This is a genomic window from Burkholderia sp. PAMC 28687, from assembly GCF_001577465.1.
Lineage (GTDB): Bacteria > Pseudomonadota > Gammaproteobacteria > Burkholderiales > Burkholderiaceae > Caballeronia.
This window is the reverse complement of sequence record NZ_CP014505.1, coordinates 2,363,183-2,387,463: the sequence shown is the minus strand read 5'-3', so window position 1 is coordinate 2,387,463 and position 24,281 is coordinate 2,363,183. Positions and strand designations below refer to the sequence as shown.

Here is a 24,281-nt window from a genome sequence, read left to right as displayed (position 1 = left end):
CCCCTGTGCGGGGCGGCACTTCATTACTTTTTCCAAACGGCGAAAAAGAAACGAAGCAAAGAAAACGCCTTCACACCACAACCACTAAATTACCCTCATCACACAGCCTCGCTAGTGGCACGCATCTGCCACCGCCCACAATTATCCGCCGCCGTTGAAAAGAACCTTCTCTCCTTTTAACGTTACTTCACACGCTTCGCTTATCAGGCCGTACCGTCTGCTTGGTCTCGCTGGTTGCACATACTTCTTTTATTCGTCGTGCAGCGGGTCTCTCGCCGTTCCGCATTGCCAGCACACCGTGAATTGTGCTTCCAGCATCTCACCGCATTGCTGGCATCGCCACGCCTTTGCGTTCGATGCCGGGCCGTTTCTCGCACGGTTCAATATTTCGGTCGCCAACGCTTCGTCGCGGTCATCCGGTATCCAGATCTCCGGCGCACATTGCTCCGCCGGAATCTCACCCATCGCACCACTCAAATAACGGTTGTGCAACTCGCACGCAATGCCCGCCGTCGACAGCACATTCATCCAGTGATGCGCCGTGATCAGGTTCGGAGCCCGCGTCAATTTTTTCATGCGGTGAGCTTATCGGACAATTTGGCTGGCCTCGTGCACCAACTGCGCATACAACTGATGCCGCGCCGGGCGAATCTTGCCTTCCGCCATTGCTTCCAGAATCGCGCAACCCGGTTCGTGCAGATGCCGGCAGTTGTAGAACCGACACTTACCCAGGAACGGCCGGAAGTCCGCGAACGCTCGCTCCAGTTGTCCCTCCGAGAGATGATGCAATCCGAATTCCTGGAAGCCCGGCGAATCGATCAAGGACCCGCCGCCCGGCAACGGGTACAACCGGGTGAACGTGGTCGTGTGCCGGCCGCTGTTCAACGCCTTCGATATTTCCCGCGTCGCCACCTCGGCATTCGGAATCAAAATGTTCACGAGCGTCGACTTGCCCATGCCCGACTGTCCGAGCAGCAGCGTCGACCGGTCGGCGAGGCGGGCATCGAGTTCATCGTGGACGTGCTGGGGAGCCGCTTTCGCCGATAACTCCACGACCGTGTACCCAAGCTCCCGATACAGCGTCAGGCGCCTGCGCGCAACCGCGAGCGGTCCTTCCATATCGATCTTGTTCAGCACGATCAGCGGCTCGAGGCCGTGCGCCTCCGCCGCAATCAACGCGCGCCCAAGCAAGTCCTCGCTGAAGTGCGGTTCGGTACCCAGCACGATCATCAATTGATCGAGGTTGGCCGCAAAGAGCTTTGATTTGAACTGGTCGGACCGGTAGAGCAGGTTTCTTCGCTCGCCAATCTCGACAATCACACCCTGATCCGCCGATGACTGTTCGTACTGCACCACGTCGCCCACCGCGATCTCGCTGCGTTTGCCGCGCGGGAAACATTGCAGCATGGCGCTGCCGTCAGCGGGAGCTACGAGATAATGCCGCCCGTGAGCGGCAATGACCCTTCCTTCAATGCGCGCGTTCGCGGTTTTCTTCGCGTCGCGCGGCCTCATGCGGCGAATTGCATCAGGCGCTCGATGCGCTGCGATGCTGGCGGATGCGATGCGTAAAACGCGGTGTAGATAGGGTCCGGCGTGAGCGTGGACGCGTTGTCCTCGTACAGCTTCACGAGCGCGTTGACGAGGTCGCGCGGGTCGGTCTGGCTCGCGGCGAAGGCATCGGCTTCGAATTCGTGCTTGCGTGAGCTGAGACTGCCCAGCGGCGTCACGAAGAACATGAAGACAGGCAGCGCCAGCATGAACAGCACGAGCGCCAGGCCGTTGTTGTTGCCAATCAGCGATGGCCGCACGCCCAACCCTTCATAAAACCATACGCATTGCGCAAGCCATCCGAGCAGCGCAAGCATCACGAGGCTGAGCGCGAACGTGACGACCAGGCGCTTGATCACGTGGCGGCGCTTGAAGTGCCCGAGTTCGTGCGCGAGGACCGCTTCTATCTCGCTGCCGGAAAGCCGGGCGAGGAGGGTATCGAAGAAAACGATCCGTTTCGCCGCACCGAAACCCGTGAAGTACGCGTTGCCGTGCGCCGAACGGCGGCTTCCGTCCATCACGAACAAGCCCTTCGCGGCGAAGCCCGTACGCGACATCAGGTTTTCAATCCGCGCGCGCAACGCTTCGTCTTTCAGCGGCTCGAACTTGTTGAAAAGCGGCGCGATGAACGTGGGATACAGGATCAGCACGAGCATCTGGAACGCAACGAGCAGCACCCACGCCCAGAGCCACCACAACGCGCCGGCCTGGTTCATCAGCCACAAGGTCACGAACAGCACCGGCAAGCCGATGGCCGCGCCCAGCACGACGCCCTTGATCAGATCGAGGAAAAAGAGCTTCTTCGTCATCCGGTTGAAACCGAATTTCTCTTCGATCACAAAATGGCGGATGTAATCGAACGGCAGGTCGACCACGCTCGTGATCGCCACCACGATAGCGACCAGCGCCATCTGCCCGACGTACCCACGGCCGAGCCAGTCGGTTACGGCAAGATCGATCTGCTGGATGCCGCCGAGCAGCGTCAGCGCAATCAGCAAAGCGGCGCTCACCACGACCTCGACCATGGTCAGGCGCGTGCGCTCGACGGTGTAGTCGGCCGCGCGCTGGTGGGCGGCGAGCGGAATGGTTTGAAGAAACTGCGACGGCACGTGCTTGCGATGCGCCGCGACGTGCCGGATCTGGCGCGAAGCGAGCCACAGCTTCGTGCCCACCATGCCGACCAGCGCCACGACAAACACGACCGAGAACGCGAGATTGAAATTGGACATCAGCGGAAACCCGATTAAATTATGCGAGAATTATAGGTTCTTGGCCGTCACCGCGCGCATGGCTTGTTGCGCGTCAGCCGAACGGCCGGGTCCTGCAAATCACCTTCGCGCCGTTCCAGGCGTCAAACCCATTCAGGTTGCCCTCCTATGGCCGATTCCGTGCTCGATTCCTCTACTTCCGCTAGCCCGTCAGACCTCGTTCGCAGCGACATGAACCTTGTCTGGCTCGACATGGAAATGACGGGTCTCGAACCCGATAACGACCGGATCATCGAAATTGCGGTGGTCGTGACGAATTCGACGCTCGATAAACTCGTTGAAGGGCCGGTCCTCGCCATCCATCAGGACGAAACGGCGCTTGGCAAGATGGACGAATGGAACCGCAACACGCATGGCCGCTCGGGGCTGACTGAACGGGTGCGAGCTTCGACGGTGGATGAGGCCGAAGCCACGCGGCAAATCCGCGAATTCCTCGGTCAATATGTGCCGCCGGGCAAGTCGCCAATGTGCGGTAACTCCATCTGTCAGGACCGGCGTTTCATGGCGCGGTGGATGCCGGAACTCGAAACGTTCTTCCATTACCGCAACCTCGATGTCAGCACGCTCAAGGAATTGTGCCGCCGCTGGCAGCCGGCCATCTATAAGGGTTTCCAGAAGCGCGCCATGCACACGGCGCTTGCCGACATTCACGAGTCCATCGACGAACTCAAGTACTACCGCGAGCATTTCCTGATCCCGTCGGCGACCGGCGCAGCAGGCGCGGCCGCTTGAACGATGAAGCAACGCTGAAGGAACGTGGCAGCGTTCAGGTCTTTGACGGCCTGAGCGCGCTTTTTGGCCGGAACGAGGCGATCACTTCCGGCCGCGTTTCAATATAAGGTCCGCCGATCAGATCGATGCAATACGGGATCGCCGCGAAGATGCCGGGCACTTTCGTTTTGCCGTCAGCGTCGCGCAGTCCTTCCAGCGTTTCGCGGATGGATTTTGGCTGGCCCGGCAAATTCACGATCAGCGCCGCGTGATCCGCCGTTTCACGAATCACGGCCACCTGGCGCGAAAGAATGGCGGTAGGCACGAAGTTCAGGCTGATCTGGCGCATTTGCTCGCCGAAGCCAGGCATCGGCTTGGTGGCGACCGCAAGCGTGGCTTCCGGCGTCACATCGCGGCGCGACGGGCCTGTGCCGCCCGTGGTCAGGATGAGGTCGCAGCCGGTTTCATCGACGAGTTCCAGGAGTGTGGCCGAGATGGTGGCCGCGTCGTCGTGGATCAGGCGCGTTTCGGCGCGCCAGGGTGAATTCAGCGCGCCCGCGAGCCATTCCTTCAGCGATGGAATGCCCTTGTCCTCGTACACGCCGTCCGAAGCGCGATCGCTGATCGAGACCAGCCCGATCAGCAATTCGTCCGGATGATTACGCTTTGTAGCCATCGTCGTCATCTCGTTGCGGGAATTCAACGTCGTCACCGTCTTCGGCTTCGATTGCGCTTTCGTCGTCTTCTTCGTCCACGCCCGCAGCGGTCTTGATCCACTGGAACAACTCACGGAAGTAACGCGGCGGCTTGCTCTGCTCGCGTTCCTTGCGGGCATTGCGGATCAGCGTGCGGCCTTCCTGCGGATCGACACCGGGATGCTTGCGGATGAATTCGGTAAGGGCGGCGTCGTCGGCGAGGAGTTTTTCGCGCGTATGTTCGATCCAGTGCAGCTTGGCGGTTTCAGCGCGATTGACACCGCGATACGTGTCGAGCGCCGTGCGCAGCGCCGCTGTTTCCTCGTCGGTCAGGGAGCGCATCACGCGGCCGACGTATTGCACCTGGCGGCGCTTGCCTTCGTGATCGGTGATCTTGCGGGCGTCGCGGACGGCGTCGTCGAGCTTTTCCGGCATGGGCATGCGTTTGAGCGCATCTTTGGGAAGCTCGATCAGCGCCACGCCGAGCACCTGCAGCGCGAGCATGTCGCGTTTGAGCTGCGATTTGCTCGGGCGGTCGTAGCCGTGCTCGCTGCCATCCTGTTCGGTGGCAACGGCCGGATTTATGGGTTGCGTGCGGGTTTTACGGTTCATCGCGATATTGTACTTGTTCGAAGGGGCCCGCTGGCGCCTCGCGGCATGGACGAACGAAACCAAACACCCCTGGACTTGCTATGATCCTGCGATACACGGAAGCGGTCATGGCGAGCGCTGCGCCACTGAATTCCGGCGCGACCGTTCTGAACCCTTCTGCAACTCGAGCATCCACAGGCAGACAAAAATGGCAGCAGACATGGACGTGAGGCAACGCTTTTTCCCGCACACCCAGGACGAGCTGAAAGAAATTGCGTCCGACATCCTGCGGCACGCGAAGGAACTCGGCGGGACCGATGCCGCTACGGAAATCTCGGAAGGCGATGGCCTTTCGGTCAGCGTGCGTCGTGGCGAAGTCGAAACCATTGAACACAATCGCGACAAGATGGTGGGTGTGACGGTGTTTATCGGCAAGAAGCGGGGGAATGCGAGCACCTCGGACTTCTCGCGCGCTGCGTTGAAGGACACGGTGGCCGCTGCGTACAACATCGCGCGCTTCACGGCCGAAGACAGTGCCGCCGGCCTCGCCGAAGCGGAATTGCTCGAAATGGCGCCGCAGGACCTCGATCTCTATCACCCGTGGGATATCAACGCCGAAGAAGCGGCAGACCTTGCGCGCCGCGCGGAAGACGCAGCGTTCGCCGTCGACAAACGCATCCAGAATTCCGAAGGCGCGAGCGTCTCGGCGCAACATTCGCAATTCGTGCTGGCGACATCGCGCGGGTTCATGGGTGGTTATCCGTTCTCGCGGCATTACGTGGCGTGCGCGCCTATCGCGGGATCGGGGCGCGACATGCAGCGCGACGATTGGTACACCTCGAAGAGAAATGCGGCCGATCTGGCCGACCCGGAAGCGATTGGCCGGTACGCGGCGCATCGTGCGTTGGCGCGACTGGGCGCGCGCAGCCTCGACACACGCAAATGCCGCGTGATGTTCGAAGCGCCGTTGGCGGCGGGCATCCTGGGCGCGTTCGTGCAGGCGGTGAGCGGCGGGGCGTTGTACCGGAAGACAACGTTCCTGGTCGATAGCCTCGGCAAACCCGTTTTCGCGCCGCACGTCCAGGTGGTCGAGGATCCGCACGTAAAGGGCGGCATGGGCAGCGCACCGTTCGACGAAGAAGGCGTGCGCACGCACCGCCGCAATGTGGTCGAGGACGGCGTGGTGCAGGGATATTTCCTGTCGACGTACTCAGCGCGCAAGCTCGGCATGAAGACGACAGGCAACGCCGGCGGTTCGCACAACCTGTCGCTGCGCAGTTCGCTGACCCAACCCGGCGATGACTTCGAAGCAATGCTCAAGAAGCTCGGCACCGGGTTGTTGCTGACCGAGTTGATGGGGCAGGGCGTGAACTACGTGACGGGCGACTATTCGCGCGGTGCGTCGGGATTCTGGGTGGAGAACGGCAAGATCCAGTATCCGGTCGAGGAAATCACGGTGGCGAGCACGTTGCAGGAGATGTTCAGGCACATCGAGGCAATCGGCGCGGATACAGTCGTGCGCGGGAACAAGGAAATCGGCTCGGTGCTGATCGAGAAGATGACGATCGCGGGGCAGTAAAGGCTCTGCAGATTGCATCGAAAGAGCCCGGAACGGTTTTCATCGTCGTTCCGGGCTCTTTCGTTTTATGCGGGCCGCCGTTCGTAGATCACGAACGAATAGTTGAAGTCGTTCGGCGCGGCCGCGCGATGTGTCTCGCGCGAGATCTCCTGCCAGACGGCCGGATCGGGGGCATCGATCGAGATATCGCCTTCGAAATCCGCATCGATTTCCGTGAGCACGAGTTTGTTCGCGAGCTCCCAGCCTTTGCGGAACAGCTGCGCGCCGCCGATCAGGAACACTTCCTTGGTTTCGTCGCGCGCCGCGACTTCCAGCGCTTCGCACAGGCCCGGGACCGTGTCGCAGCCATCGAAACGACGCTGTGCATCGCGCGTCACCACAATATTGCGCCGACCCGGCAGCACGCGTCCGATGGACTCGTGCGTCTTGCGTCCCATGACGATCGGCGCGCCCATGGTCGTGCGTTTGAAGAACGCCAGATCTTCCGGCAAGCGCCAGGGCAATTGGTTGTCGCGTCCGATCACGCCATTGCGCGCGCGGGCGACGATCAGGGTGAGCGTCGTCATGATGTCGATCCGTCAGGCTTTCGAGATAAATCAAGCCCTGGATTCTAACCGACGGCGCTCTCGCCGACCGCCGCCGGCGCGCGCAAACCGTGCGCCACCATCAACCTGTAGAGCGTCACCCGCGATATCCCGAGTTCGGCCGCCGCCTCGTTCAGCCGGTGCCGGTGCCGCAGCAGCGTCAGCTCGATTGCCCGTTTTTCGGCGGCGTCGCGGGCGGCGGCGAGCGTCGTGGATTCCATGCCGGTGCAGTGGCCGAGGCCGAGGTCATCGGCGGTGATCAGCTTGTTTTCGGCCATCACGATCGCGCGCCGCACGCGGTTGATCATCTCGCGCACGTTGCCGGTCCAGGCGTAGCTGTACATGGCCTCTATTGCCGACGGCGCGAAGCCGCGAATCTTGCGTTTGCCGTCGCTCTTGAACTTGTGCAGCACGTGCAGCGCGAGAATCTCGATGTCCTTGCCGCGCGAACGCAGCGGCGGTTCGTCCACGCGCAACACGCATAGCCGGTGAAACAGGTCGGTACGGAAGCGGCCGTCGCGCAGGGCTGCATCGAGGTCGATATGCGTCGCGGAAATCACGCGTACGTCTACGGGAACCGACTCGTGGCCGCCCAGCCGGTCGATCTTTCCTTCCTGCAGGAAGCGCAGCAAATGGACCTGGTTCTCAAGCGGCAGGTCGCCGATCTCATCAAGGAAAAGCGTGCCGCCATCGGCTTGTTCGACACGGCCGATCTTGCGCTGATGCGCGCCGGTGAAGGCGCCGCGCTCGTAGCCAAAGAGTTCCGACTGGATCAGGTGATTGCCGATCGCGCCGCAATTGATCGCGACGAACGGCCCCTTGCGGCGCGGCGAGCGTTCGTGGATGGCAACGGCGGTCAGCTCCTTGCCCGTACCCGATTCGCCGGAGATGAACACGTTGGCGTTCGTGTTGGCGACCTTGCGGATGGTGCGAAACAGTTCCTGCATGGCTTCGCACGTGCCGACCATTTGTTCATCACCTGAGGCAGCGGGCGCGTCCATCAGGTCGATGTCGCCAAGACTCACCATGCCGTACGCATGATCGACCAGATATCCGATGGTCGCCGGCGCGAACGGCCCCTTTACGAAGTCGAAGCAGTAGTGCCGGATCATGTGACAGACGATCGGGTCGGCGAGGAGGGTGGCATCGGCCAGCGCGATCCAGCCGATCTGCTGATGCCGCAGCGCGGGCTCGAGCGCGGTGAGTTCGCGCGCGGAAAAGCCGGTCAAATCCACAATCCCGGCGACTGGCGCACCGCTTTTCAGCACGCCGGCGTTCGCCGCGAGCGTACCGGCCGACACTTTCCAGCCGCGGCCTTTCAGGTAGCCGACCAGCGCCTGGTTCGGCGTCTGCGCGAGGTAAAGCAGGTGGCGCACGGCTGGGACGGTAACGCTGGACACATCCGGTAAATCGGGCAAACCGGCCACGATGGCTGGTATCGCCACTCTTGCCGGCCGTGAAGCCCGCAGGCGGTTTCCCGATGCGGCAGGGGAGACGGTAGCAGGATCGTGCACGAACGACCTCCTGAGCGAGCGCAAAACGTTGTCTCGGCCGGAATGGCGAGCAATGTACGGCGCCGTTCATCGGGCCTTGGACATGATCACCACGCCGGAAAGGATGCCTGACTCGACTACTGGGGTGTGGGCGCCTCCGTGTCCGCGACGTCGTTGGGCGTTGCGTGCAGGGTTGCATCGACCGGAACACGGGCCGGCACCGGTGGCGCGATCTCGTCCCACAGCGTGACGCTGGTTGGCGTGTGCGGCAGCACAGGCGTCCACCCGTCTGTCACGGTCACCTTTTCCAGCGCGCCTTCGTCCTGTGCCATAAATGACGCCGTCCGTACAGAATGAATGAGATCCGGATCAATCTGCGCCATTGCCGGTTCTTGAATAATGCGACTTACTGATGACCCCTCGCCCCAATCAATCTTTCCTATAAATTGTTCTTTAAAAATGGCTGGCGGATTAGTCGGTGCCAAACTTGTTTCAAATCCGGACACCAGAGGTACGAACCCTGATTCAAACGCACGAATAATCAGACGGTTCTTATTAAAATCATCTTGCGCGCAAACGTTGCCGCCTGAACTCCCCAGTACAAACCACGCGGTCGCAACTGCGGCAAAGCGTTGCGGAATGGCGTTTTTCCCGCACCTGACGGCGCTGCCGGTAATTTCCATGGCGGTCTCCAAGGTTCGTCCTTAATAGCGAGACATATGCCATCGGCCGCATTCGCCCGTCCAATGGGACTGCATCGAAAATGCGTTCGACAAAGGATTCCGAAAACTGAAGAAAATGTTTCACCACTGAAACGATGGGCAGTCAGCCGCCATATTTGTCAGGCTGCGCGGAAATGAAATCGTCTTATTTAAAGTATTTACAAACCGCTTATTAAAACAAAACGCTTCATTGATTCGTATGCTGGCAATGCTTCAGGATCGCGAACGGGGACATTGTTGCGGATATTTGTTTTCGAAGTATTCGCTTTATAGTAGTCTCTCAAAAACAGCAGCAGAAACAAAACAGGTTCGTTTATGAACCGCGCGACAGCACTCGTCGCTTCCGGGGTATCACCGCTTGCAGTTTTCCGAATGACCGTTCGCTTATGGCTTTGCGAGTCTTCGACGTCTGCAACGAGATCGTGGGCATTTACCGGCGCGACCTTTTCAACGACCGTTGACGAAAGGATCAAAACAATGGAAGTCGCTCGGCGGCAATTAATCTATGTGACTCGTGACCCGAGCGCGCCTTTGTGCGCCCGGTTCGAGGAGCGGGGCTGGCACATCGAGGTGGTTTCCAACGCCAAGGATGCCCGCCGGTGGCTTCGCAACGACCTGGCAACCGGCGGCTTGCTGGATTTGTCGAGCAATTTCGAAGCACATGAACTCGCGGCGCTTGAAGCGTCGCTGACGCTCACCAACGTCGGCTGGGTCGCGGCTACTGTGGCGGGCCAGCTCGAAGACGCGGCTGTGCGACGGCTGATCCGCGATTACTGCTTTGACTACGTGACGTTGCCGACATCGAATGATCGCGTGGTGGACGCGGTCGGCCATGCGTATGGCATGGTGGCGTTGCACGAAAACGCATCGAACGATGCCCGCGACGGCCGGGCCGAAGGCGAAATGGTCGGCTCGTGCGACGCCATGCTCAGCCTGTTCCGCTCCATCCGCAAGGTGGCGATGACCGATGCGCCGGTTTTCATCTCGGGCGAATCCGGCACGGGCAAGGAACTGACGGCGGTCGCCATCCACGAACGTTCCGCGCGGCGTGAACAGCCGTTCGTCGCAATCAATTGCGGCGCCATCCCCGCGCATCTGTTGCAATCCGAACTCTTCGGGTACGAGCGCGGCGCGTTTACCGGCGCAAATCAACGCAAGATCGGCCGGGTGGAAGCGGCCAATGGCGGCACGCTTTTCCTCGATGAAATCGGCGACCTGCCGCTCGAAAGCCAAGCGAGCCTGTTGCGCTTCCTTCAGGAGCGCAAGGTCGAGCGGCTTGGCGGACACGGCTCTACGCCAGTCGACGTGCGCATCATCTCGGCCACGCACGTGGACATGCAAACCGCGATGATCGAAGGGCGCTTTCGCGCCGATTTGTATCACCGTTTATGCGTGCTTCAAATCGATGAACCGCCGCTGCGAGCGCGCGGCAAGGACATCGAATTGCTGGCGAAGCACATGCTCGATCGCTTCAAGAAAGACGCAAGCCGGCGTTTGCGCGGTTTTGCGCCTGATGCCATCGCTGCGATCCATAACTATGGCTGGCCCGGCAATGTGCGCGAGCTGATCAATCGCGTGCGTCGCGCGATCGTGATGTCCGAAGGGCGGCAGATCAGCGCGCGCGATCTCGAACTCGGCGAGTACGTGGAAGTTGCGCCGGTGTCCCTCGCGCAGGCACGTGAGGCGGCGGAGCGGCAAGCCATCGAACTCGCATTGTTGCGCCATCGCGGACGTCTCGGCGATGCCGCCCAGGAACTGGGCATATCCCGCGTCACGTTGTACAGGTTGTTGAGCGCCCATGGCATGCGCCATATCGAAGTCGACGCACCCACGGAGCACGTCACGCGCGGCTGATTTCCGGCCGCGCATGACAGTCCGTGGGCTGCTCGTGCTCGTCCAACGTCCAAACCCGGGGTTCAACCGAACTACTGCGGCTTCTACCGTTTTGTCCCCTTCAAGACCTCTTCGCGCCAGACCGTTCGGGCCTTGGTAAAATCGTGGTTTGGTTTTATCGGCGGCTGGATTCCTGCTGTTTTCCACAGGCATCCGGCCACGGGCCACCACTTTTACGCACAACCCTTCCCATGATCCAGTATCAAGAACTGCTCAAAGACATTCTCGAGCGCGGCGCTCGGAAGATGGACAGGACCGGCACGGGGACGATCAGCACGTTCGGCCGTCAATTGCGGTTCGATCTGGCGGCGGGTTTTCCGATCGTGACGACCAAGCGCATTCACATGAAAAGCGTGGTCTACGAGCTGCTGTGGTTCCTGAACGGCGATACCAACATCAAGTATCTGAACGACCATGGCGTGACGATCTGGGACGAATGGGCCGATGAAAACGGCGATCTCGGTCCGGTCTACGGTCATCAATGGCGCTTCTGGCCGAAAAGTGACGGCACGATGGTCGATCAGGTAAGCGGCCTCGTCCACCAGATCAAGACGCGGCCGAATTCACGCCGGCTTATGCTGACCGCGTTGAACGTGGCGGATTTCCCCGACGAATCCATGTCGCCCGTCGATAACGCCCGCGCCGGCCGCATGGCGCTTGCGCCTTGCCATTGTCTAGCGCAGTTCTACGTGAACGACGGCAAGCTGAGCTGCCTCCTGTATTGCCGCAGCCAGGACGTGTTTCTGGGTACGCCGTTCAACATCGCGAGTTACGCGTTGCTTACGCATATGCTCGCGCAGCAGTGCGATCTGGATGTGGGTGAACTGGTCTGGACGGGCGGCGATTGCCATATCTACCTGAACCATCTGGAACAAGTGGATCTGCAATTGAGCCGCGAACCGTATCCGCTGCCCAAGCTCAAGCTGGCGAGAAAGCCCGAGTCGATCTTCGATTACCAGTACGAGGACTTTGTCATCGAGGGGTATGAATATCACCCGGGCATCAAGGCGCCTATTGCGGTTTAACGCAGACGTGCGTGCGTCACGGCTTCCATCATGCGAAGCCGTGACATGCCTTCAAGACGTCAAGGCGTAACGATGTTGAACATCGGGTCGAAGCGATCGAGCATGCCAAACAGCTCAACCACCTTCTGACCGTTACCGCTGACCTTGCTCGCATCAGCTTGCTGTTGCTGACCGCCCATCAGGAGACCGGCGAAGTCATCCTTGCTCATGGTCAGCGTGGCGTCCGGGTTCGCAAGCGTCACGCCCTCGGTGTAGATCAACACTGAGTTGCGCAGCTCGATACCGTACCTCCTGCCGTCGCCGAGAACCCAGTTGATCACTGTGTGCTTGCCGTCCGCCTTCGGACCGTTCAGCCGGATTCCCATGTAGTCGAGCAGCAGATCGGGACTCATCGCCGCGATCGCGTCAGGTGTTGCCGTGTTGACGCCCTTCAGCTTTGGCACGCCGTTACGCAGTTCGAATGCACCCATGAGGTATTCGTTGCGCCAGGTCGGGTTCTCGGTCTGATAACCGAGCTGCTCGAGCGCGTCCGCCTCGAGATTGCGAGCAGCCTTGTTCGACGGGTCGGCGAACACGACCTTGTTCATGACGGTCGCGACCCAACGGTAATCGCCCTTGTCGAATGATTGCTTTGCCTTGGCCATCACAGCGTCGGCGCCGCCCATAAAGTCGACGAAACGTTTTGATTCCTCTTCCGGCGGATACGGGTGCAGGTTCGCCGGGTTCGAGTCATACCAGCCAAGATAACGCTGATAGATCGCCTTTGCGTCGTGATTGACCGAACCGTAGTAACCGCGGTTGTACCACTTCTTTCCGATGCTGTCGGGCAACTGGATTTGCTCTGCGATTTCAGTCATCGTGTAGCCGGAGTTCGCGAGACGCAACGATTGATCGTGCAGATACTTGAACATGTCGCGCTGATCGGCCATGTAGTTCACGATCTTTTGCTGACCCCAGGTCGGCCAGTGATGCTGCGCAATCACGACGTCCGTGCGGTTGCCGTAGCGGAGAATCGCCTCGTTGAGCGTCTTCCACCAGTTGGCTGCGTCGCGTACCTGCGCGCCGCGCAGCGTGTACAGGTTGTGCAGCGTGTGGGTCGTGTCCTCGGCGGTGTCGAGCACCTTGAATTGAGGCATGTAGATCAGCATCTCGGACGGCGCTTCCGTGCCGGGCGCCATCTGGAATTCAAATTGAACGCCGTCGATAGTGCGGGTGTCGCCGGTCTTCTCAATCGTATCGCTGGGCGGAATCAGCCCGAGGTTGCCCGCCGACGTGGTTTTTCCGAGTCCGGCATCGACCTGTCCGCGTGTGCTTGGCGGAAGCAACGCGCCATATTGATACAGGGAGCGGCGGCCCATGGCGTTGCCGGCAAAAATGTTCTCGGCCACCGCCTCCTGCAGGAAGCCCGCCGGTGCAACGACCTTGACCTTGCCGCTCTTGACATCCGCTTCGTCGATCACTCCGCGCACGCCGCCGTAGTGATCCGCATGGCTATGTGTGTAGATGACCGCGACCACCGGTTTCTTCGGACGGTGCTGGAAGTAGAGGTCCAGCGCGCCGCGGGCGGCTTCGCGGGTGACCATCACGTCGATGAGGATGACGCCCGTGTCACCTTCCACGATGGTCATGTTCGCGAGATCCAGTCCACGCACCTGATACACGCGATCCGTCACTTTGAAGAGGCCGTTGAACATGTTCAACTGCGCGATACGCCACAGGCTTGGATTGACGGTGTCCGGCGCCTCGCCCTTCAGGAAGTTGTACTTGTTGAGGTCCCAGCTCGTACGGCCGTCGTCTGCCTTGAACGTACCGGTCGGGATGGTGCCCATGAAGCCTCGTTGCGCGTCCTCGAAGTCGGTCTTGTCGGCGAAGGGGAGTTCCTTGTAGACAGCGAGGTTGTCTTGCCGGGTGATGGCCGTGGCGTCCTTGGCAGGCACGGGGGCGGCTTGCTGTGCATGTGCGAACGGCGCGGCAAGCATGCTAAGGGCAGCGAGCGCAGTAAGCGTGAGCCTGTGCGGCGTTGTGATTATTGTTGTCTTCATTGAGAGGTCTGGTTGGTTGTTCACGCTTCGGTCCGGTACAAGGCATGTTCCCGACTTGTCAGGTTCGGGATCCGGCAACCAGTGGAATCAACTCGGTATCCTAATAAAGCTGGTGGGAAGACCGCGTCGCTCACCGGCAGGTAAATCGTCCGGCACCTTTCAAGGACAGCGAACTAAAAACTTTACAGGTGAACCGATTGATAAATTGTCATAATTGGTCGGTTCCCGCTCGATGGAACAACTGCCCCCGCTTGAACACCCAGCTATTTATTCACCGGCAAGTACTTCTGCGAAATGCTGTTCTCCCGATGGCGTGACGCGCAGAATGCGTCGCCGCGACGTTGTTTCGACCCAGCCATGTTCCGTGCAGGCATCGAGAAAAGCCGCGCCCAGCGCGCCGCCCAGATGCGGCCGGCGTTCGCTCCAGTCTATGCACGTGCAGGCGAACCGCCGCCGCCGTGCTTTCTGCTCCTTCAGATCAATACCGAGCTGCGAGAACGCGTCGATACCCCTCGCGGTTGCATCGAGCGAAGTCGGCCCAGGACGCGCCGGGTCGGCCGCGGTACCCGGCACGACTTCCAGCCATTCCGATGTCAACATGCGCTCGAAGAGCCGCACCGCCAGTTCGCCTGCGAGATGGTCGTAGCAGGTCCGCGCGTAGCGCATGTCGAGCGGCACCGCCGACGCCCGGCGCGGCGCCTGCCGGTGCGCTTCCACCGGTTCACGCAGCGGCGCGCTGGCCTGCGCGAGATTGGCGAGCGCTTCGATTGCCATGGCGATGTCCGGCGTGGCGATGCGGTAATAGCGGTGCCGCCCGCTGACCTCGAGCGCGAGCAAGCCGCTTTCGATGAGCCGCGCGAAGTGCCCGCTCGCCGCCGAAGGCGAGATGCCGGCGATCATGGTCAATTCGCCGGCGGGGCGGGCGGTGCCGTCCATCAGCGCCCAGAGCATGGCGGCGCGTCCGGGGTCGGCAAGCAGCGCGCCAATCCGCGACAAACCCGGGAACGGGCGTGCATCGTCGTGATTGAGAGTCATGGAAACCTCCTTCGATTGCCTCGACTTTAGCGGCTTTGTGCACGCGATGTTTCACTGCGGCGTGAAGTATCGATGCGCCCCGGGGCACCGGGCTAGAATAATGTTTCATCTTGAAGTGCGGTCTTGCAGGAGCTTGTCATGCTGAAACTGTTGGTTGTGGCGTTGCTTGCGGCGGTATGCGCCGGGTGCGCGGGAGCGTCGGGCGGATCGTCGTCGGCGAGCGGGTCGAGCGGCATCACCATGTACGGCGTGGTGGACGAGGGTATCTCGGTGCGCAAATAGGATCGTTGGATGGTTTGTCGTAAGCCCGTCCGCATTTTGCGACTCGTATAATTCGGCAACTCCACTTGACCGGCAGCCCCGCTGGGCGTGCCTTACAACGACATGAACACTGCAGCGCCGCTTCCGGACTCCACGGATGCCCCCATCAACGATCGGTCCGAAACCACGTTCCGTTTCCTCGCCGAGCCGACGTCCGTCAACTTCGGCGGCAAGGTCCACGGCGGCGCGTTGATGAAGTGGATGGACGAAACGGCGTATGCATGCGCCGCCGTTTGGTCGGGGCGTTATTGCGTGACAGTGAGCGTGGGCAACATCCGCTTTCGCCGGCCCATCCTCGTCGGCAATCTCGTGGAACTCCGCGCACGGGTTGTCGCAACCGGGCGGACGAGCATGCATCTGCATATATCGGTGCATGCCGGCGATCCGAAGAGCGGCGTCCTGCAACAGACGACGGATTGCCTGATGGTGTTCGTCGCCGTCGACGAACAGGGCAAGCCCGTGCCGGTCCCGTCCTTCATGCCGGTGACCGACGAGCAAAAACGGCTTGCAAGATACGCGATGGACGTGAAGGACGCACTCGATGCCATCGTGGAGCTGAAGCCGGAAGAGGTCGCGGCCGGCAAGGTCTAGAAATTCGCCGGGCAAAACAAGTAAATAAGACGTTTCTCATTCATGAGTGTGTGCGTTGTCGGCATAGTTCGGCAGCCCGTGCGTTGGCCGCCGAACGGGCTAAAGCACAACTCCAAACATGAATGAGGAAACACCAATGACCTGGACAGCCGGCTATAACAGCTCGGTCGCCTACACGACTGGTTACTATCAGGAACAAAGTCCCAGCTTCCTGAACGCATGCCTCGTGATGCAGCGCGTACAGCCGCCATCGCTCGAAAAATTCACTTATTGCGAACTTGGATTCGGTCAGGGACTGACGTCGCTCATCCTCGCTGCGACGCATCCGAACGGCGAGTTCCATGCCTGCGATTTCAACCCGCTGCACGTGCTGAGCGCTTCATCCATACGGGACGAAGCGCGCCTGCCGAACCTCACGCTGCTTGAAAACGGCTTTCGCGAGCTCGCGCAAGGCAAGGTCGCTCTGCCCTTGTTCGACTACATTACGCTGCACGGCATCATCTCGTGGGTATCGGATGACACGCGGGCGCACATCATGCAGTTCCTCACGCGATATCTGAAGCCGGGCGGTGTTGTGCAGGTGAGCTACAACGCAATGGTTGGTTGCGCGCAGATCATGCCGCTGCAACGGCTGCTGATGCTCGGTGCCGGAAAGGGCAGCGACGCTTGGACGAAGGGCAATGAACTGGTAACGAAGGTGAAGGGCCTGGAAGCGCTGCACTTCGTGCGCAACCCTGACTCGGCGAGCCGCGTGGACGGCTTTCAAAACCTCGATAAAAACTATCTTGTCCACGAGTACCTGCACGCTAAATGGACGCCGTTTCACATCACGGACATTGCACGCGAAATGGCGGAGGCCAAGCTGAGCTTTGCGGGCAGCGCGCGATTTGCACACATGGCGCCCGTTTCGTGGCTGGGTGAAAACCAGCGGAAAATGCTCGAAACGGTCACCGATCCTATCGAAGCAGAAGAGGTGCGCGATTATTTTGCCAACCGGGGATTCCGCTCGGATATCTTCGTGAGGGGCAAAGTGTCGCTCAGTGATATCCGCCTGCGCGAGCAGGCCCGGCACGTTCATTTGTGGGGCAACCCGGCGATGGTCTACAAGTCGGAGGTGAGCCTGGAACACTCCACGATCACGCGCGCTGACACTTTTCACAAGTCATTGTTCGATCTTCTGCGCCGGTCTGAAACCACGCTCGCGGAAGTCTTCGATGCTCCCGAGCTTGCAGGACTTCCGCTCGATGCAATCCTGAAGTTGCTGCGTTTATCCATTGCCATTGGCGAGACGGTCGTCCGTTATGGCCCGGAACAACCGCGTGCCGCAGCGGACCGGCTCAACACCGCCTTGTTTTCGCGGGCCGAGCGCGGAGAGCCCTGGGATGCACTGGCCGCACCGCGCCAGGGCGGCGGCGCGGGCATCGGCACGCTGGACCAGTTGATGCTCGCGGCACTTCATGAAAAGGCTGATCCAGTGAAGGCGCTCACCAAAGACATTGATGAACTGGTCGCGCGCACGAAGCGCTCGGTGGCTGCGACGGGTCTGAAACTGCGGGTTGGGGACAAGGACGTGGCGGACGACGACATCGACAGACGTCTTGGCCATATCTTCGAAGATTCTGGCAAGAAGCTGCTCGCTTATGCGGTCGAACAAGGGTTCTTCCCCGCCGCACGAAAAACGTCACGATAGATTCATTGCATGAAGGCAGCGGTTGCCCCTGGTCAACCGCTGCCGTCCCCAGCTTCACTTGTTCCCGACCATCTCTTCCGGCTTCACCCACTCGTCGAACTGCGCTTCCGTCACGTAGCCTAACGCGAGGGCGGATGCTTTCAACGTCGTGCCTTCCTTGTGTGCCTGCTTCGCAATCTTCGCGGCCTTGTCGTAGCCGATATGCGGATTCAACGCGGTGACCAGCATCAACGATTCGTTCAGCAAACTCTCGATACGCGGCTTGTTCGGCTCGATGCCAACTGCGCAGTTATCGTTGAAACTCAATGCGCCGTCGGCGAGAAGACGAACCGATTGCAGCACGTTGTGGGCGATCATCGGGCGGAACACGTTCAGCTCGAAATTCCCGCTCGCGCCGCCGAAATTCACCGCAACGTCATTGCCGAATACCTGGCAGCACAACATGGTCACGGCTTCGGATTGAGTGGGATTGACCTTGCCCGGCATGATCGAGCTGCCCGGTTCGTTCTCGGGAATCGACAACTCGCCCAGGCCGCAGCGCGGTCCGCTGGCAAGCCACCGGATGTCGTTGGCGATCTTCATCAGACCCGCCGCGATGGTCTTGAGCGCGCCGTGCGCGAACACGAGCGCGTCGGCGGCGGCCATCACTTCGAACTTGTTCGGCGCGGTTTCGAAGGGCAGGCCGGTGAGCTTGCCGATCACGTTCGCGACCTTCACCGCGAACTCCGGATGCGCGTTCAAACCCGTGCCGACCGCGGTGCCCCCGAGCGCCAGTTGATACAGATGCGGCAAAGTGGACTCGACGTGGCGAATGCCCTGGTCCAGTTGCGCGACGTAGCCGGAAAATTCCTGTCCGAGCGTGAGCGGCGTTGCGTCCTGCAAATGCGTGCGGCCAATCTTCACGATGGAATCGAAGTCCTTCGATTTTTTATCGAGCGTGGCGCGCAAGGTTTTCAGCGACGGCACCAGATGCTTGACGATCGCGACAGCCGCGGCAATGTGCATGGCGGTCGGAAATACATCGTTCGATGATTGTCCGCGATTCACGTCGTCGTTCGGATGAACCTTGCGCGCCTCCCCGCGCTCGCCGCCCATCAGTTCGCTCGCGCGGTTCGCGATCACCTCGTTCAAGTTCATGTTCGTCTGCGTGCCCGAGCCCGTTTGCCACACGGCGAGCGGGAATTCATCGGGATGCTTGCCAGCGAGGATTTCGTCTGCGGCGGCTATGATGGCCTTGGCTTTATCATCGGCGAGCACTTTCAGTTCGGCGTTCACTTCCGCCGATGCGCGCTTGACGATCGCGAGGGCGTCGATCAATTCCGGCGACTGCTTCTCGCTCGATATCTTGAAGTTCTGCAACGAGCGCTGCGTCTGTGCGCCCCAGAGTTTCGCGTTCGGCACGGCGATTTCGCCGAAGGTGTCTTTCTCGAGTCTTACGTTGTCCGTCATGACTACTTGCTCCTTCAGGTTCGGTTGGAACCAGACGCTTAAAGTTGAGAGTCGACAGGCAGCAACATGAACAATCCCGTCAGCAGATTCCGGTAAAAACCGGCTTGCGGATCGAAGTCATAGGTGCGCACCTGGCCGTTTTCTTCGGTGATCCAGACCAGCCGCGACGTCGACGAGCCGATGTTCTGGAGGCCACCCAGTACTGTCGGGGAGGCAAGCTCCACACGATACGACGTTGCCGGCGCAATGCCGCGATCGAACAACTCGGCGGCTTCGCCGGCTATCTTCTCGTTGTACACGACCAGCGCGAGTTCGGTGTTGAGAGACGCCGAGCGCGGATCGAGATTCATCGAACCGATTACAAGGATACTGCGATCGATCACATAAGCCTTGGCGTGCAGACTCGAGCGCGATTGTGACCCGAACAGGCCTGCGCGCGGCTGTCCGGCGCCTTCGGCAATCACGGGCTTCAGTTCGTACAAATCGACGCCGGCTTTCAGCATGGGCACGCGATACGGCGCGTAACCCGCCTGGACCGCGACGGCGTCGGTTGCAGCGAGCGAATTGGTCAGTATTTCGACTTTTACGCCCTTGGCCGTGATCGCGGCAAGCGCCTTGACGCCTTCGTCGTGCGGCACGAAATACGGCGAGACGATCTGGACGCTGCTCTTCGCCTGATTCGACAATTCGATCAGGCGTTCCAGCGGCGGGCTTTTGTAGTCCGGATCCGGATGCTCGATCTTGACAGGCGAGTCGGCCTTGAATTCGGTGCGCGCCCACGTGAGTCCCAGGCTGTCCTGCGAGATCTGCTGGGCAAGCGGCGTGGCATTGAGCGGCTTGGCGTTCAGCGGATCGGCCTGTTCTTTCCAGTGCTGGCGCAGGTCGTCGCGGGTCTTGTCGAGATCGGCGGGATCGAATTTCTGCTTGTTCAGCGCGCGCAGCGGATACGCAATCGAGCTGTTCCAGTATTCATCGAAACTCGCCGATATCTCCTGCGTCGCCGGCCCCGCGACAAACGCATCGAGATCGCGGAACTGGATGGTCGGACTTGCGCTGAAATATTCGTCGCCGAGATTGCGGCCGCCGATGATCGCAATCTGGTTGTCCGCGATCATCGCCTTGTTGTGCATGCGGCGCGTGAACTGATCGACGTTCGTGAACAGGTTGCGCGTGCGTTCACCGAAGCCGCGCGCCGCGCTGCCAAAGGGATTGAAGACGCGGATGTCGATGTTGTCGTGCGAATTCAATGTGGCCATGATCTTGTCGATGTCCTTGAAATTCAGGTCATCGACCAGCATGCGGACCTTTACGCCATGGTCTGCTGCATAAAGCGCTGCGCCGAGCAACAACTTGCCTGTGTTGTCCTCTTCGGCGATGTAGTACTGCATGTCGAGCGTTTTCGTCGCTGCGCGCGCAAGTGCGATGCGCGCCTGCAGCGCTTCGGTGCCGGTTGGCAGGAGCCGCACGCCGGATTCGTCCGGGTGCGCCGCTTCTTTCGCCGCGATGGCAGCGCGCAGCGGTGTATCGGCAGTGACGGAGAGCGCGTGCGTGACCGGATGGTCGAATGCGCTTGCCGGTGGCCGCGTGGCGCATGCGGTGAGCGTCAACGCGGTGAGCGCGGCGACGGTGAGTTTCAGAAACTGCGAAAAATCGCTGGATCCCGCGTGAAATGCCTGGAGTTTCAATGACTGCCTGCTGCGTTGCGACACGTCCATTTCTTTTCTTTCCCGAGCGTTTTTATGATCTGACGGCGCTTTAGACGCACCTTCGTTGTCGTTCTCAGCGCTGGATCTCGTGCAAACGGGCGAGGATCACGCGGACACATTTTATGGGAAATCGGGTATGGACACGCTGAACGGATCGATTTGAGAAAAAGCGGGGAGGGAATGCGGCGGATCGCGGACGAAAAAAAACCCGCTTCAACGAAGCGGGCCTAATACCCCTGTTACTGGATGAGTCTCAAGGAGACGGCTTGATCGTATCCGGGGAGCGGCCGGATTCCAACCAACAATGCCTGCTTAACTTATTCGGCCGTCTGCTCCTGCTTGCCGCTTTCAGGCGCTATTGCGCGACGCTTGCGCGTTTTTAACGGCGGCCAGCGTCTCACCGGCAACAAGCCGGCGGCTCATCCGGTCGAAACGGAAAGTCATCAGCGCCGCGACGCTCGCCAGCCCCGCCGCGAGTCCCCACCACAGGCCTTTCGTGCCGCCGCCGAAGTGAAACGCCAGCAAATAGCCCGTCGGAAAACCAATGCCCCAGTAGCCAAATGCGGCGGCGAGCATGGGCACGCGCGTGTCTTTGAGCCCGCGCAATACGCCGGAGGCGACGGTCTGCATGCCATCGACGATCTGAAAAACTGCCGCCACGCCCAGCAGCGACGCCGCCAGCGCGACGGTCTGGGCGTTTTTCGGGTCATCGAGATGCAGATACAGCCCGACAATGGCATGCGGTGCCAGCACCAGCACGCAGCCCGACAGCGCCATGAACGCCACGCCGAGCGCGAGCGCGACGAACCCCGCATGGCGCGCGGCCACAGGCACGCCGGCGCCGATCCAGTAGCCCACGCGCACATTCGCCGCCTGGCCGATGGCAAGCGGCACCATGAACGCCACCGACGCCACGTTCAACGCGATCTGATGCGCGGCGAGCTGCGCTTCGCCGAGCGTGCCCACGGTCATGCCGGTGGCAAGAAACAGCGTCGATTCGACGCCATACGTGATCGCGACCGGCCAGCCGATACCAAACAGTTCGCCCATCAACGGCAGGCGCGGACGGGACGCGGCAACGAAATGCCTGAATCGCGGGCGCAAGTGCAGGAACGCGACAAGCGTAAGCGCGGTGCCCCAGACCGTAATGGTGGTCGCGACGGCAGAACCCAGGAAACCGAGCTCGGGCAGGCCGTACGCGCCGTGGATGAGCCCGTAGTTGAGGAACCCGTTCACGAACACGCCACCAATCGATACCCACAAAAGCCGCCGCGCCGCGCCGATAGCCGGTAGGAACGCGCGCATCATGCCGATCCCGATCAGGCTTCCCGGCGCGCCCCAGCGCAGCACCGCGCAATACTCGCCGACGTTTTTCGCGAGCAACGCGGGCTCGTGGAACGCGAGCAGGATCGGCTCGGCGAAGCTCAGCAGCGCGAACGCCGGAATGGCGAGCAGCAGCGACAACACGAATCCGGTCCAGTAGATATTCGGCACGAGGTGATCGTTGTTCGCACCGCGCGCATGCGACACCGACACGCTCACCGACGTCAGCACGCCCTGCAGCAGCACCACCACGACAAAAAACAGGTTGGCGCCCAGGCCGCCGGCGGCAAGGGAATCGGGCCCAAGCGAGCCGAGCAGGATGGTGTCGGTCACGCCCATCGCCATTTGCGAGAGCTGCGAGATGGCGAGCGGCGCCGCGAGCCTGGCGGTATCGACGGCATGACGGGAAAAGCTGGGCGGCGCGGTCGCGCGATTTATCGGGGTTGGCATGACGGGTAATCGGAAAACTTGCGCCGGAGCAAAAGCCGGCGTTGAAACGGGAACGGGCGATGCAAAGGCCGTTGCCGGCCCTGCATCGCCCGTTCGTTCCGGCCGTATTCCGGAGTTCAGGCGCGAACTGCGGACAATTGCACTGAACCCGAAACCGGCAAAAGAGAACGAAAGCCTTGTAGCTTATTGCTTGATCGAGCTCATGTCGATCACGAAGCGGTATTTCACGTCGCTCTTGAGCATCCGGTTGTACGCGGTATCGATTTCGTCCATACGGATCATCTCGATATCCGACGTAATTCCGTGCTCGCCGCAGAAATCGAGCATCTCCTGCGTTTCAGCGATACCGCCAATCAGAGAGCCTGCCAGCGTGCGGCGCTTGAAGATCAGGTTGCCGATGGACGGCGACGGATGCGGATGTTCCGGCACGCCGACGAGCGTCATGGCGCCGTCACGCTTGAGCAGCGTCACGAACGCGTCGAGATCGTGGGACGCCGCAACCGTGTTCAGGATGTAGTCGAAGCTGTTGAGGTGCTTCGCCATCTGATCCGGGTCCTTCGAGATCACGACCTCGTGCGCGCCGAGCCGCTTGCCGTCTTCCACCTTGCTTTGCGACGTCGTGAACAGCACCACGTGCGCGCCGAGCGCAGCGGCGATCTTCACGCCCATGTGCCCAAGCCCGCCCAGTCCGACGATGCCGACCTTCTGGCCCGGCTGGATATTCCAGTGGCGCAGCGGTGAGTAGGTCGTGATGCCGGCACACAGTAGCGGCGCGACGGCGGCAAGCTCGAGGTTTTCCGGGATATGCAGGCTGAAGGCTTCGTCGACGACGATCTGCGTGGAATAACCGCCGTAGGTCACGCCGCCGGTGTGTTTGTCGGGTCCGTTATACGTGCCGACGAATCCGCTTCCTTCGCAATATTGCTCGAGGCCTTCCTGACAACTCGGGCAAGTGCGGCATGAATCGACCATACAGCCGACGCCCGCGAGTTGCCCGACCTTGAACTTCGATACTTCCGACCCGACTTCCACCACGCGGCCGACAATCTCATGGCCCGGGACGTTCGGATACACCGTACCGCCCCATTCGCCGCGAGCGGTGTGCAGATCCGAGTGGCACACGCCGCAGAACAGGATGTCGATGCGCACATCGTGCGGCGTGAGGTCACGGCGTTCGAACTCGAAGGGGCTGAGCGGTTCGGTAGCGGAACGTGCGGCGTAAGCGTTGGTCTTGTACATGGAATTGCTCCAGATAGAGGGCAAAAAAGCGTTGGGCGAAATGCTCGAGCCCTGGACACAAATATTCAATGATCCGGTCATCGGCCTGTTGGAAGGGCGCGCGCCTGGAAGCATTTGCAAGGCCGGCAAAGAGAATTGCCGGATGAAGCGGGCAAGGGTTATGCCGGTCCTTTTGATCGGACGTCCATGCGCGGACGTCCACGCGTTGCGAAAGAAGGAATGATTAACGGGATGGAGTCGCCTGGCCGGAGCGTGTCCGGGTGTTACGGGGGTGATGCGCGGGTCTTGCTCAATCGGCAGCGTCGTTCAAGATTGCTGCCGAACGT

The 24,281-nt window shown here is 60.8% G+C and carries 22 protein-coding genes; 8 read left to right on the top strand and 14 right to left on the bottom strand.

Annotated features, from left to right (window positions below; all coding sequences use genetic code 11):
- Positions 1-249: 249 nt before the first annotated feature.
- Genes AX768_RS11100 through AX768_RS11090 form a run of 3 tightly spaced genes read right to left on the bottom strand, consistent with a single transcriptional unit; the run spans position 250 to position 2,777 of the window.
- Entirely contained in the window at positions 250-576 is a 327-nt protein-coding gene (locus AX768_RS11100) for a putative signal transducing protein (protein ID WP_062000003.1), read from the bottom strand.
- Positions 577-585: 9 nt separating this feature from the next.
- The gene (rsgA, locus tag AX768_RS11095; protein ID WP_062000002.1) at positions 586-1,512 is read right to left on the bottom strand and encodes a ribosome small subunit-dependent GTPase A; all 927 of its coding nucleotides are present in this window, start codon (positions 1,510-1,512) and stop codon (positions 586-588) included.
- The gene (locus tag AX768_RS11090; protein ID WP_062000001.1) at positions 1,509-2,777 is read right to left on the bottom strand and encodes a M48 family metallopeptidase; all 1,269 of its coding nucleotides are present in this window, start codon (positions 2,775-2,777) and stop codon (positions 1,509-1,511) included. Before AX768_RS11090 ends, rsgA begins: the two co-directional genes overlap by 4 nt.
- 147 nt (positions 2,778-2,924) lie before the next feature.
- Between AX768_RS11090 and orn the strand changes: the two genes are divergently transcribed.
- A complete protein-coding gene (gene orn, locus AX768_RS11085) occupies positions 2,925-3,548 on the top strand; it encodes an oligoribonuclease (RefSeq protein WP_062000000.1) in 624 nt (207 codons plus the stop codon).
- Positions 3,549-3,582: 34 nt separating this feature from the next.
- Here orn and mog read toward each other — a convergent pair whose 3' ends face one another.
- Positions 3,583-4,203, bottom strand: coding sequence for a molybdopterin adenylyltransferase (gene mog, locus AX768_RS11080; RefSeq protein ID WP_061999999.1), 621 nt, complete (start codon positions 4,201-4,203; stop codon positions 3,583-3,585).
- A complete protein-coding gene (gene yjgA / locus AX768_RS11075) occupies positions 4,187-4,834 on the bottom strand; it encodes a ribosome biogenesis factor YjgA (RefSeq protein WP_061999998.1) in 648 nt (215 codons plus the stop codon). The genes mog and yjgA overlap by 17 nt, the downstream gene beginning before the upstream one ends.
- 187 nt (positions 4,835-5,021) lie before the next feature.
- On the opposite strand from yjgA, the gene pmbA reads away from it, so the two are divergent.
- On the top strand, positions 5,022-6,392 hold the full coding sequence (gene pmbA, locus AX768_RS11070) for a metalloprotease PmbA (RefSeq protein ID WP_061999997.1): 1,371 nt from the start codon (positions 5,022-5,024) through the stop codon (positions 6,390-6,392).
- 65 nt (positions 6,393-6,457) lie between these two features.
- Here pmbA and AX768_RS11065 read toward each other — a convergent pair whose 3' ends face one another.
- The 3 genes from AX768_RS11065 to AX768_RS32740 form a co-directional block, all read right to left on the bottom strand.
- A complete protein-coding gene (locus AX768_RS11065) occupies positions 6,458-6,958 on the bottom strand; it encodes a dihydrofolate reductase (protein WP_061999996.1) in 501 nt (166 codons plus the stop codon).
- 44 nt (positions 6,959-7,002) lie between these two features.
- On the bottom strand, positions 7,003-8,403 hold the full coding sequence (locus AX768_RS11060; RefSeq protein ID WP_231941381.1) for a sigma-54 dependent transcriptional regulator: 1,401 nt from the start codon (positions 8,401-8,403) through the stop codon (positions 7,003-7,005).
- A 203-nt stretch (positions 8,404-8,606) separates the two neighbouring features.
- Positions 8,607-9,152: a hypothetical protein gene (locus tag AX768_RS32740; RefSeq protein ID WP_155524227.1), complete on the bottom strand. Its 546-nt coding sequence runs from the start codon at positions 9,150-9,152 to the stop codon at positions 8,607-8,609.
- A 516-nt stretch (positions 9,153-9,668) separates the two neighbouring features.
- Here AX768_RS32740 and AX768_RS11045 point away from each other — a divergent pair.
- Together AX768_RS11045 and AX768_RS11040 are read left to right on the top strand one after the other, a co-directional pair.
- Positions 9,669-11,045, top strand: a complete 1,377-nt coding sequence (locus tag AX768_RS11045; protein ID WP_061999993.1) for a sigma-54 dependent transcriptional regulator — start codon at positions 9,669-9,671, stop codon at positions 11,043-11,045.
- A 230-nt stretch (positions 11,046-11,275) separates the two neighbouring features.
- Positions 11,276-12,109 carry a thymidylate synthase gene (locus AX768_RS11040; RefSeq protein ID WP_061999992.1) on the top strand — a complete coding sequence of 278 codons (834 nt, stop codon included), beginning with the start codon at positions 11,276-11,278 and terminating at the stop codon, positions 12,107-12,109.
- A gap of 59 nt (positions 12,110-12,168) precedes the next feature.
- On the opposite strand, the gene AX768_RS11035 is transcribed toward AX768_RS11040, so the two are convergent.
- Both AX768_RS11035 and AX768_RS11030 read right to left on the bottom strand, forming a co-directional pair.
- The gene (locus AX768_RS11035; RefSeq protein WP_061999991.1) at positions 12,169-14,151 is read right to left on the bottom strand and encodes an alkyl/aryl-sulfatase; all 1,983 of its coding nucleotides are present in this window, start codon (positions 14,149-14,151) and stop codon (positions 12,169-12,171) included.
- Between the two features lie 267 nt (positions 14,152-14,418).
- Entirely contained in the window at positions 14,419-15,186 is a 768-nt protein-coding gene (locus AX768_RS11030) for an ArsR/SmtB family transcription factor (protein WP_061999990.1), read from the bottom strand.
- A gap of 138 nt (positions 15,187-15,324) precedes the next feature.
- Here AX768_RS11030 and AX768_RS32735 point away from each other — a divergent pair, with 138 nt between their 5' ends.
- The 3 genes from AX768_RS32735 to AX768_RS11020 all read left to right on the top strand — a co-directional run bounded on the left by AX768_RS32735 (position 15,325) and on the right by AX768_RS11020 (position 17,788).
- Complete coding sequence (locus tag AX768_RS32735; RefSeq protein ID WP_155524226.1) at positions 15,325-15,468, top strand: hypothetical protein; 144 nt, start codon at positions 15,325-15,327, stop codon at positions 15,466-15,468.
- Positions 15,469-15,570: 102 nt separating this feature from the next.
- A complete protein-coding gene (locus tag AX768_RS11025; protein ID WP_061999989.1) occupies positions 15,571-16,098 on the top strand; it encodes an acyl-CoA thioesterase in 528 nt (175 codons plus the stop codon).
- 136 nt (positions 16,099-16,234) lie between these two features.
- Positions 16,235-17,788 (top strand): class I SAM-dependent methyltransferase, encoded by a 1,554-nt coding sequence (locus AX768_RS11020; RefSeq protein ID WP_061999988.1) that lies wholly within the window; start codon positions 16,235-16,237, stop codon positions 17,786-17,788.
- Positions 17,789-17,842: 54 nt separating this feature from the next.
- On the opposite strand, the gene fumC is transcribed toward AX768_RS11020, so the two are convergent.
- The 4 genes from fumC to AX768_RS11000 form a co-directional block, all read right to left on the bottom strand.
- Entirely contained in the window at positions 17,843-19,237 is a 1,395-nt protein-coding gene (fumC, locus tag AX768_RS11015; protein ID WP_061999987.1) for a class II fumarate hydratase, read from the bottom strand.
- Between the two features lie 38 nt (positions 19,238-19,275).
- The gene (locus AX768_RS11010; protein ID WP_082778805.1) at positions 19,276-20,952 is read right to left on the bottom strand and encodes a phospholipase D family protein; all 1,677 of its coding nucleotides are present in this window, start codon (positions 20,950-20,952) and stop codon (positions 19,276-19,278) included.
- Positions 20,953-21,291: 339 nt separating this feature from the next.
- Positions 21,292-22,716 (bottom strand): MATE family efflux transporter, encoded by a 1,425-nt coding sequence (locus tag AX768_RS11005; protein ID WP_061999986.1) that lies wholly within the window; start codon positions 22,714-22,716, stop codon positions 21,292-21,294.
- 183 nt (positions 22,717-22,899) lie between these two features.
- On the bottom strand, positions 22,900-23,955 hold the full coding sequence (locus AX768_RS11000) for an NAD(P)-dependent alcohol dehydrogenase (protein WP_061999985.1): 1,056 nt from the start codon (positions 23,953-23,955) through the stop codon (positions 22,900-22,902).
- On the opposite strand from AX768_RS11000, the gene AX768_RS10995 reads away from it, so the two are divergent.
- The gene (locus AX768_RS10995) at positions 23,954-24,178 is read left to right on the top strand and encodes a hypothetical protein (protein ID WP_061999984.1); all 225 of its coding nucleotides are present in this window, start codon (positions 23,954-23,956) and stop codon (positions 24,176-24,178) included. The two genes, AX768_RS11000 and AX768_RS10995, sit on opposite strands and share 2 nt — an antisense overlap.
- The last annotated feature ends 103 nt before the right edge of the window (positions 24,179-24,281 follow it).

Bases quoted from the DNA above. Each gene is read 5' to 3' on its own strand.
- AX768_RS11100 (WP_062000003.1), bottom strand. From the start codon at position 576: ATGAAAAAATTGACGCGGGCTCCGAACCTGATCACGGCGCATCACTGG.
- rsgA (WP_062000002.1), bottom strand. From the start codon at position 1,512: ATGAGGCCGCGCGACGCGAAGAAAACCGCGAACGCGCGCATTGAAGGA.
- AX768_RS11090 (WP_062000001.1), bottom strand. From the start codon at position 2,777: ATGTCCAATTTCAATCTCGCGTTCTCGGTCGTGTTTGTCGTGGCGCTG.
- orn (WP_062000000.1), top strand. From the start codon at position 2,925: ATGGCCGATTCCGTGCTCGATTCCTCTACTTCCGCTAGCCCGTCAGAC.
- mog (WP_061999999.1), bottom strand. From the start codon at position 4,203: ATGGCTACAAAGCGTAATCATCCGGACGAATTGCTGATCGGGCTGGTC.
- yjgA (WP_061999998.1), bottom strand. From the start codon at position 4,834: ATGAACCGTAAAACCCGCACGCAACCCATAAATCCGGCCGTTGCCACC.
- pmbA (WP_061999997.1), top strand. From the start codon at position 5,022: ATGGCAGCAGACATGGACGTGAGGCAACGCTTTTTCCCGCACACCCAG.
- AX768_RS11065 (WP_061999996.1), bottom strand. From the start codon at position 6,958: ATGACGACGCTCACCCTGATCGTCGCCCGCGCGCGCAATGGCGTGATC.
- AX768_RS32740 (WP_155524227.1), bottom strand. From the start codon at position 9,152: ATGGAAATTACCGGCAGCGCCGTCAGGTGCGGGAAAAACGCCATTCCG.
- AX768_RS11045 (WP_061999993.1), top strand. From the start codon at position 9,669: ATGGAAGTCGCTCGGCGGCAATTAATCTATGTGACTCGTGACCCGAGC.
- AX768_RS11040 (WP_061999992.1), top strand. From the start codon at position 11,276: ATGATCCAGTATCAAGAACTGCTCAAAGACATTCTCGAGCGCGGCGCT.
- AX768_RS11035 (WP_061999991.1), bottom strand. From the start codon at position 14,151: ATGAAGACAACAATAATCACAACGCCGCACAGGCTCACGCTTACTGCG.
- AX768_RS11030 (WP_061999990.1), bottom strand. From the start codon at position 15,186: ATGACTCTCAATCACGACGATGCACGCCCGTTCCCGGGTTTGTCGCGG.
- AX768_RS32735 (WP_155524226.1), top strand. From the start codon at position 15,325: ATGCTGAAACTGTTGGTTGTGGCGTTGCTTGCGGCGGTATGCGCCGGG.
- AX768_RS11025 (WP_061999989.1), top strand. From the start codon at position 15,571: ATGAACACTGCAGCGCCGCTTCCGGACTCCACGGATGCCCCCATCAAC.
- AX768_RS11020 (WP_061999988.1), top strand. From the start codon at position 16,235: ATGACCTGGACAGCCGGCTATAACAGCTCGGTCGCCTACACGACTGGT.
- fumC (WP_061999987.1), bottom strand. From the start codon at position 19,237: ATGACGGACAACGTAAGACTCGAGAAAGACACCTTCGGCGAAATCGCC.
- AX768_RS11010 (WP_082778805.1), bottom strand. From the start codon at position 20,952: ATGGACGTGTCGCAACGCAGCAGGCAGTCATTGAAACTCCAGGCATTT.
- AX768_RS11005 (WP_061999986.1), bottom strand. From the start codon at position 22,716: ATGCCAACCCCGATAAATCGCGCGACCGCGCCGCCCAGCTTTTCCCGT.
- AX768_RS10995 (WP_061999984.1), top strand. From the start codon at position 23,954: ATGGAATTGCTCCAGATAGAGGGCAAAAAAGCGTTGGGCGAAATGCTC.
- AX768_RS11000 (WP_061999985.1), bottom strand. From the start codon at position 23,955: ATGTACAAGACCAACGCTTACGCCGCACGTTCCGCTACCGAACCGCTC.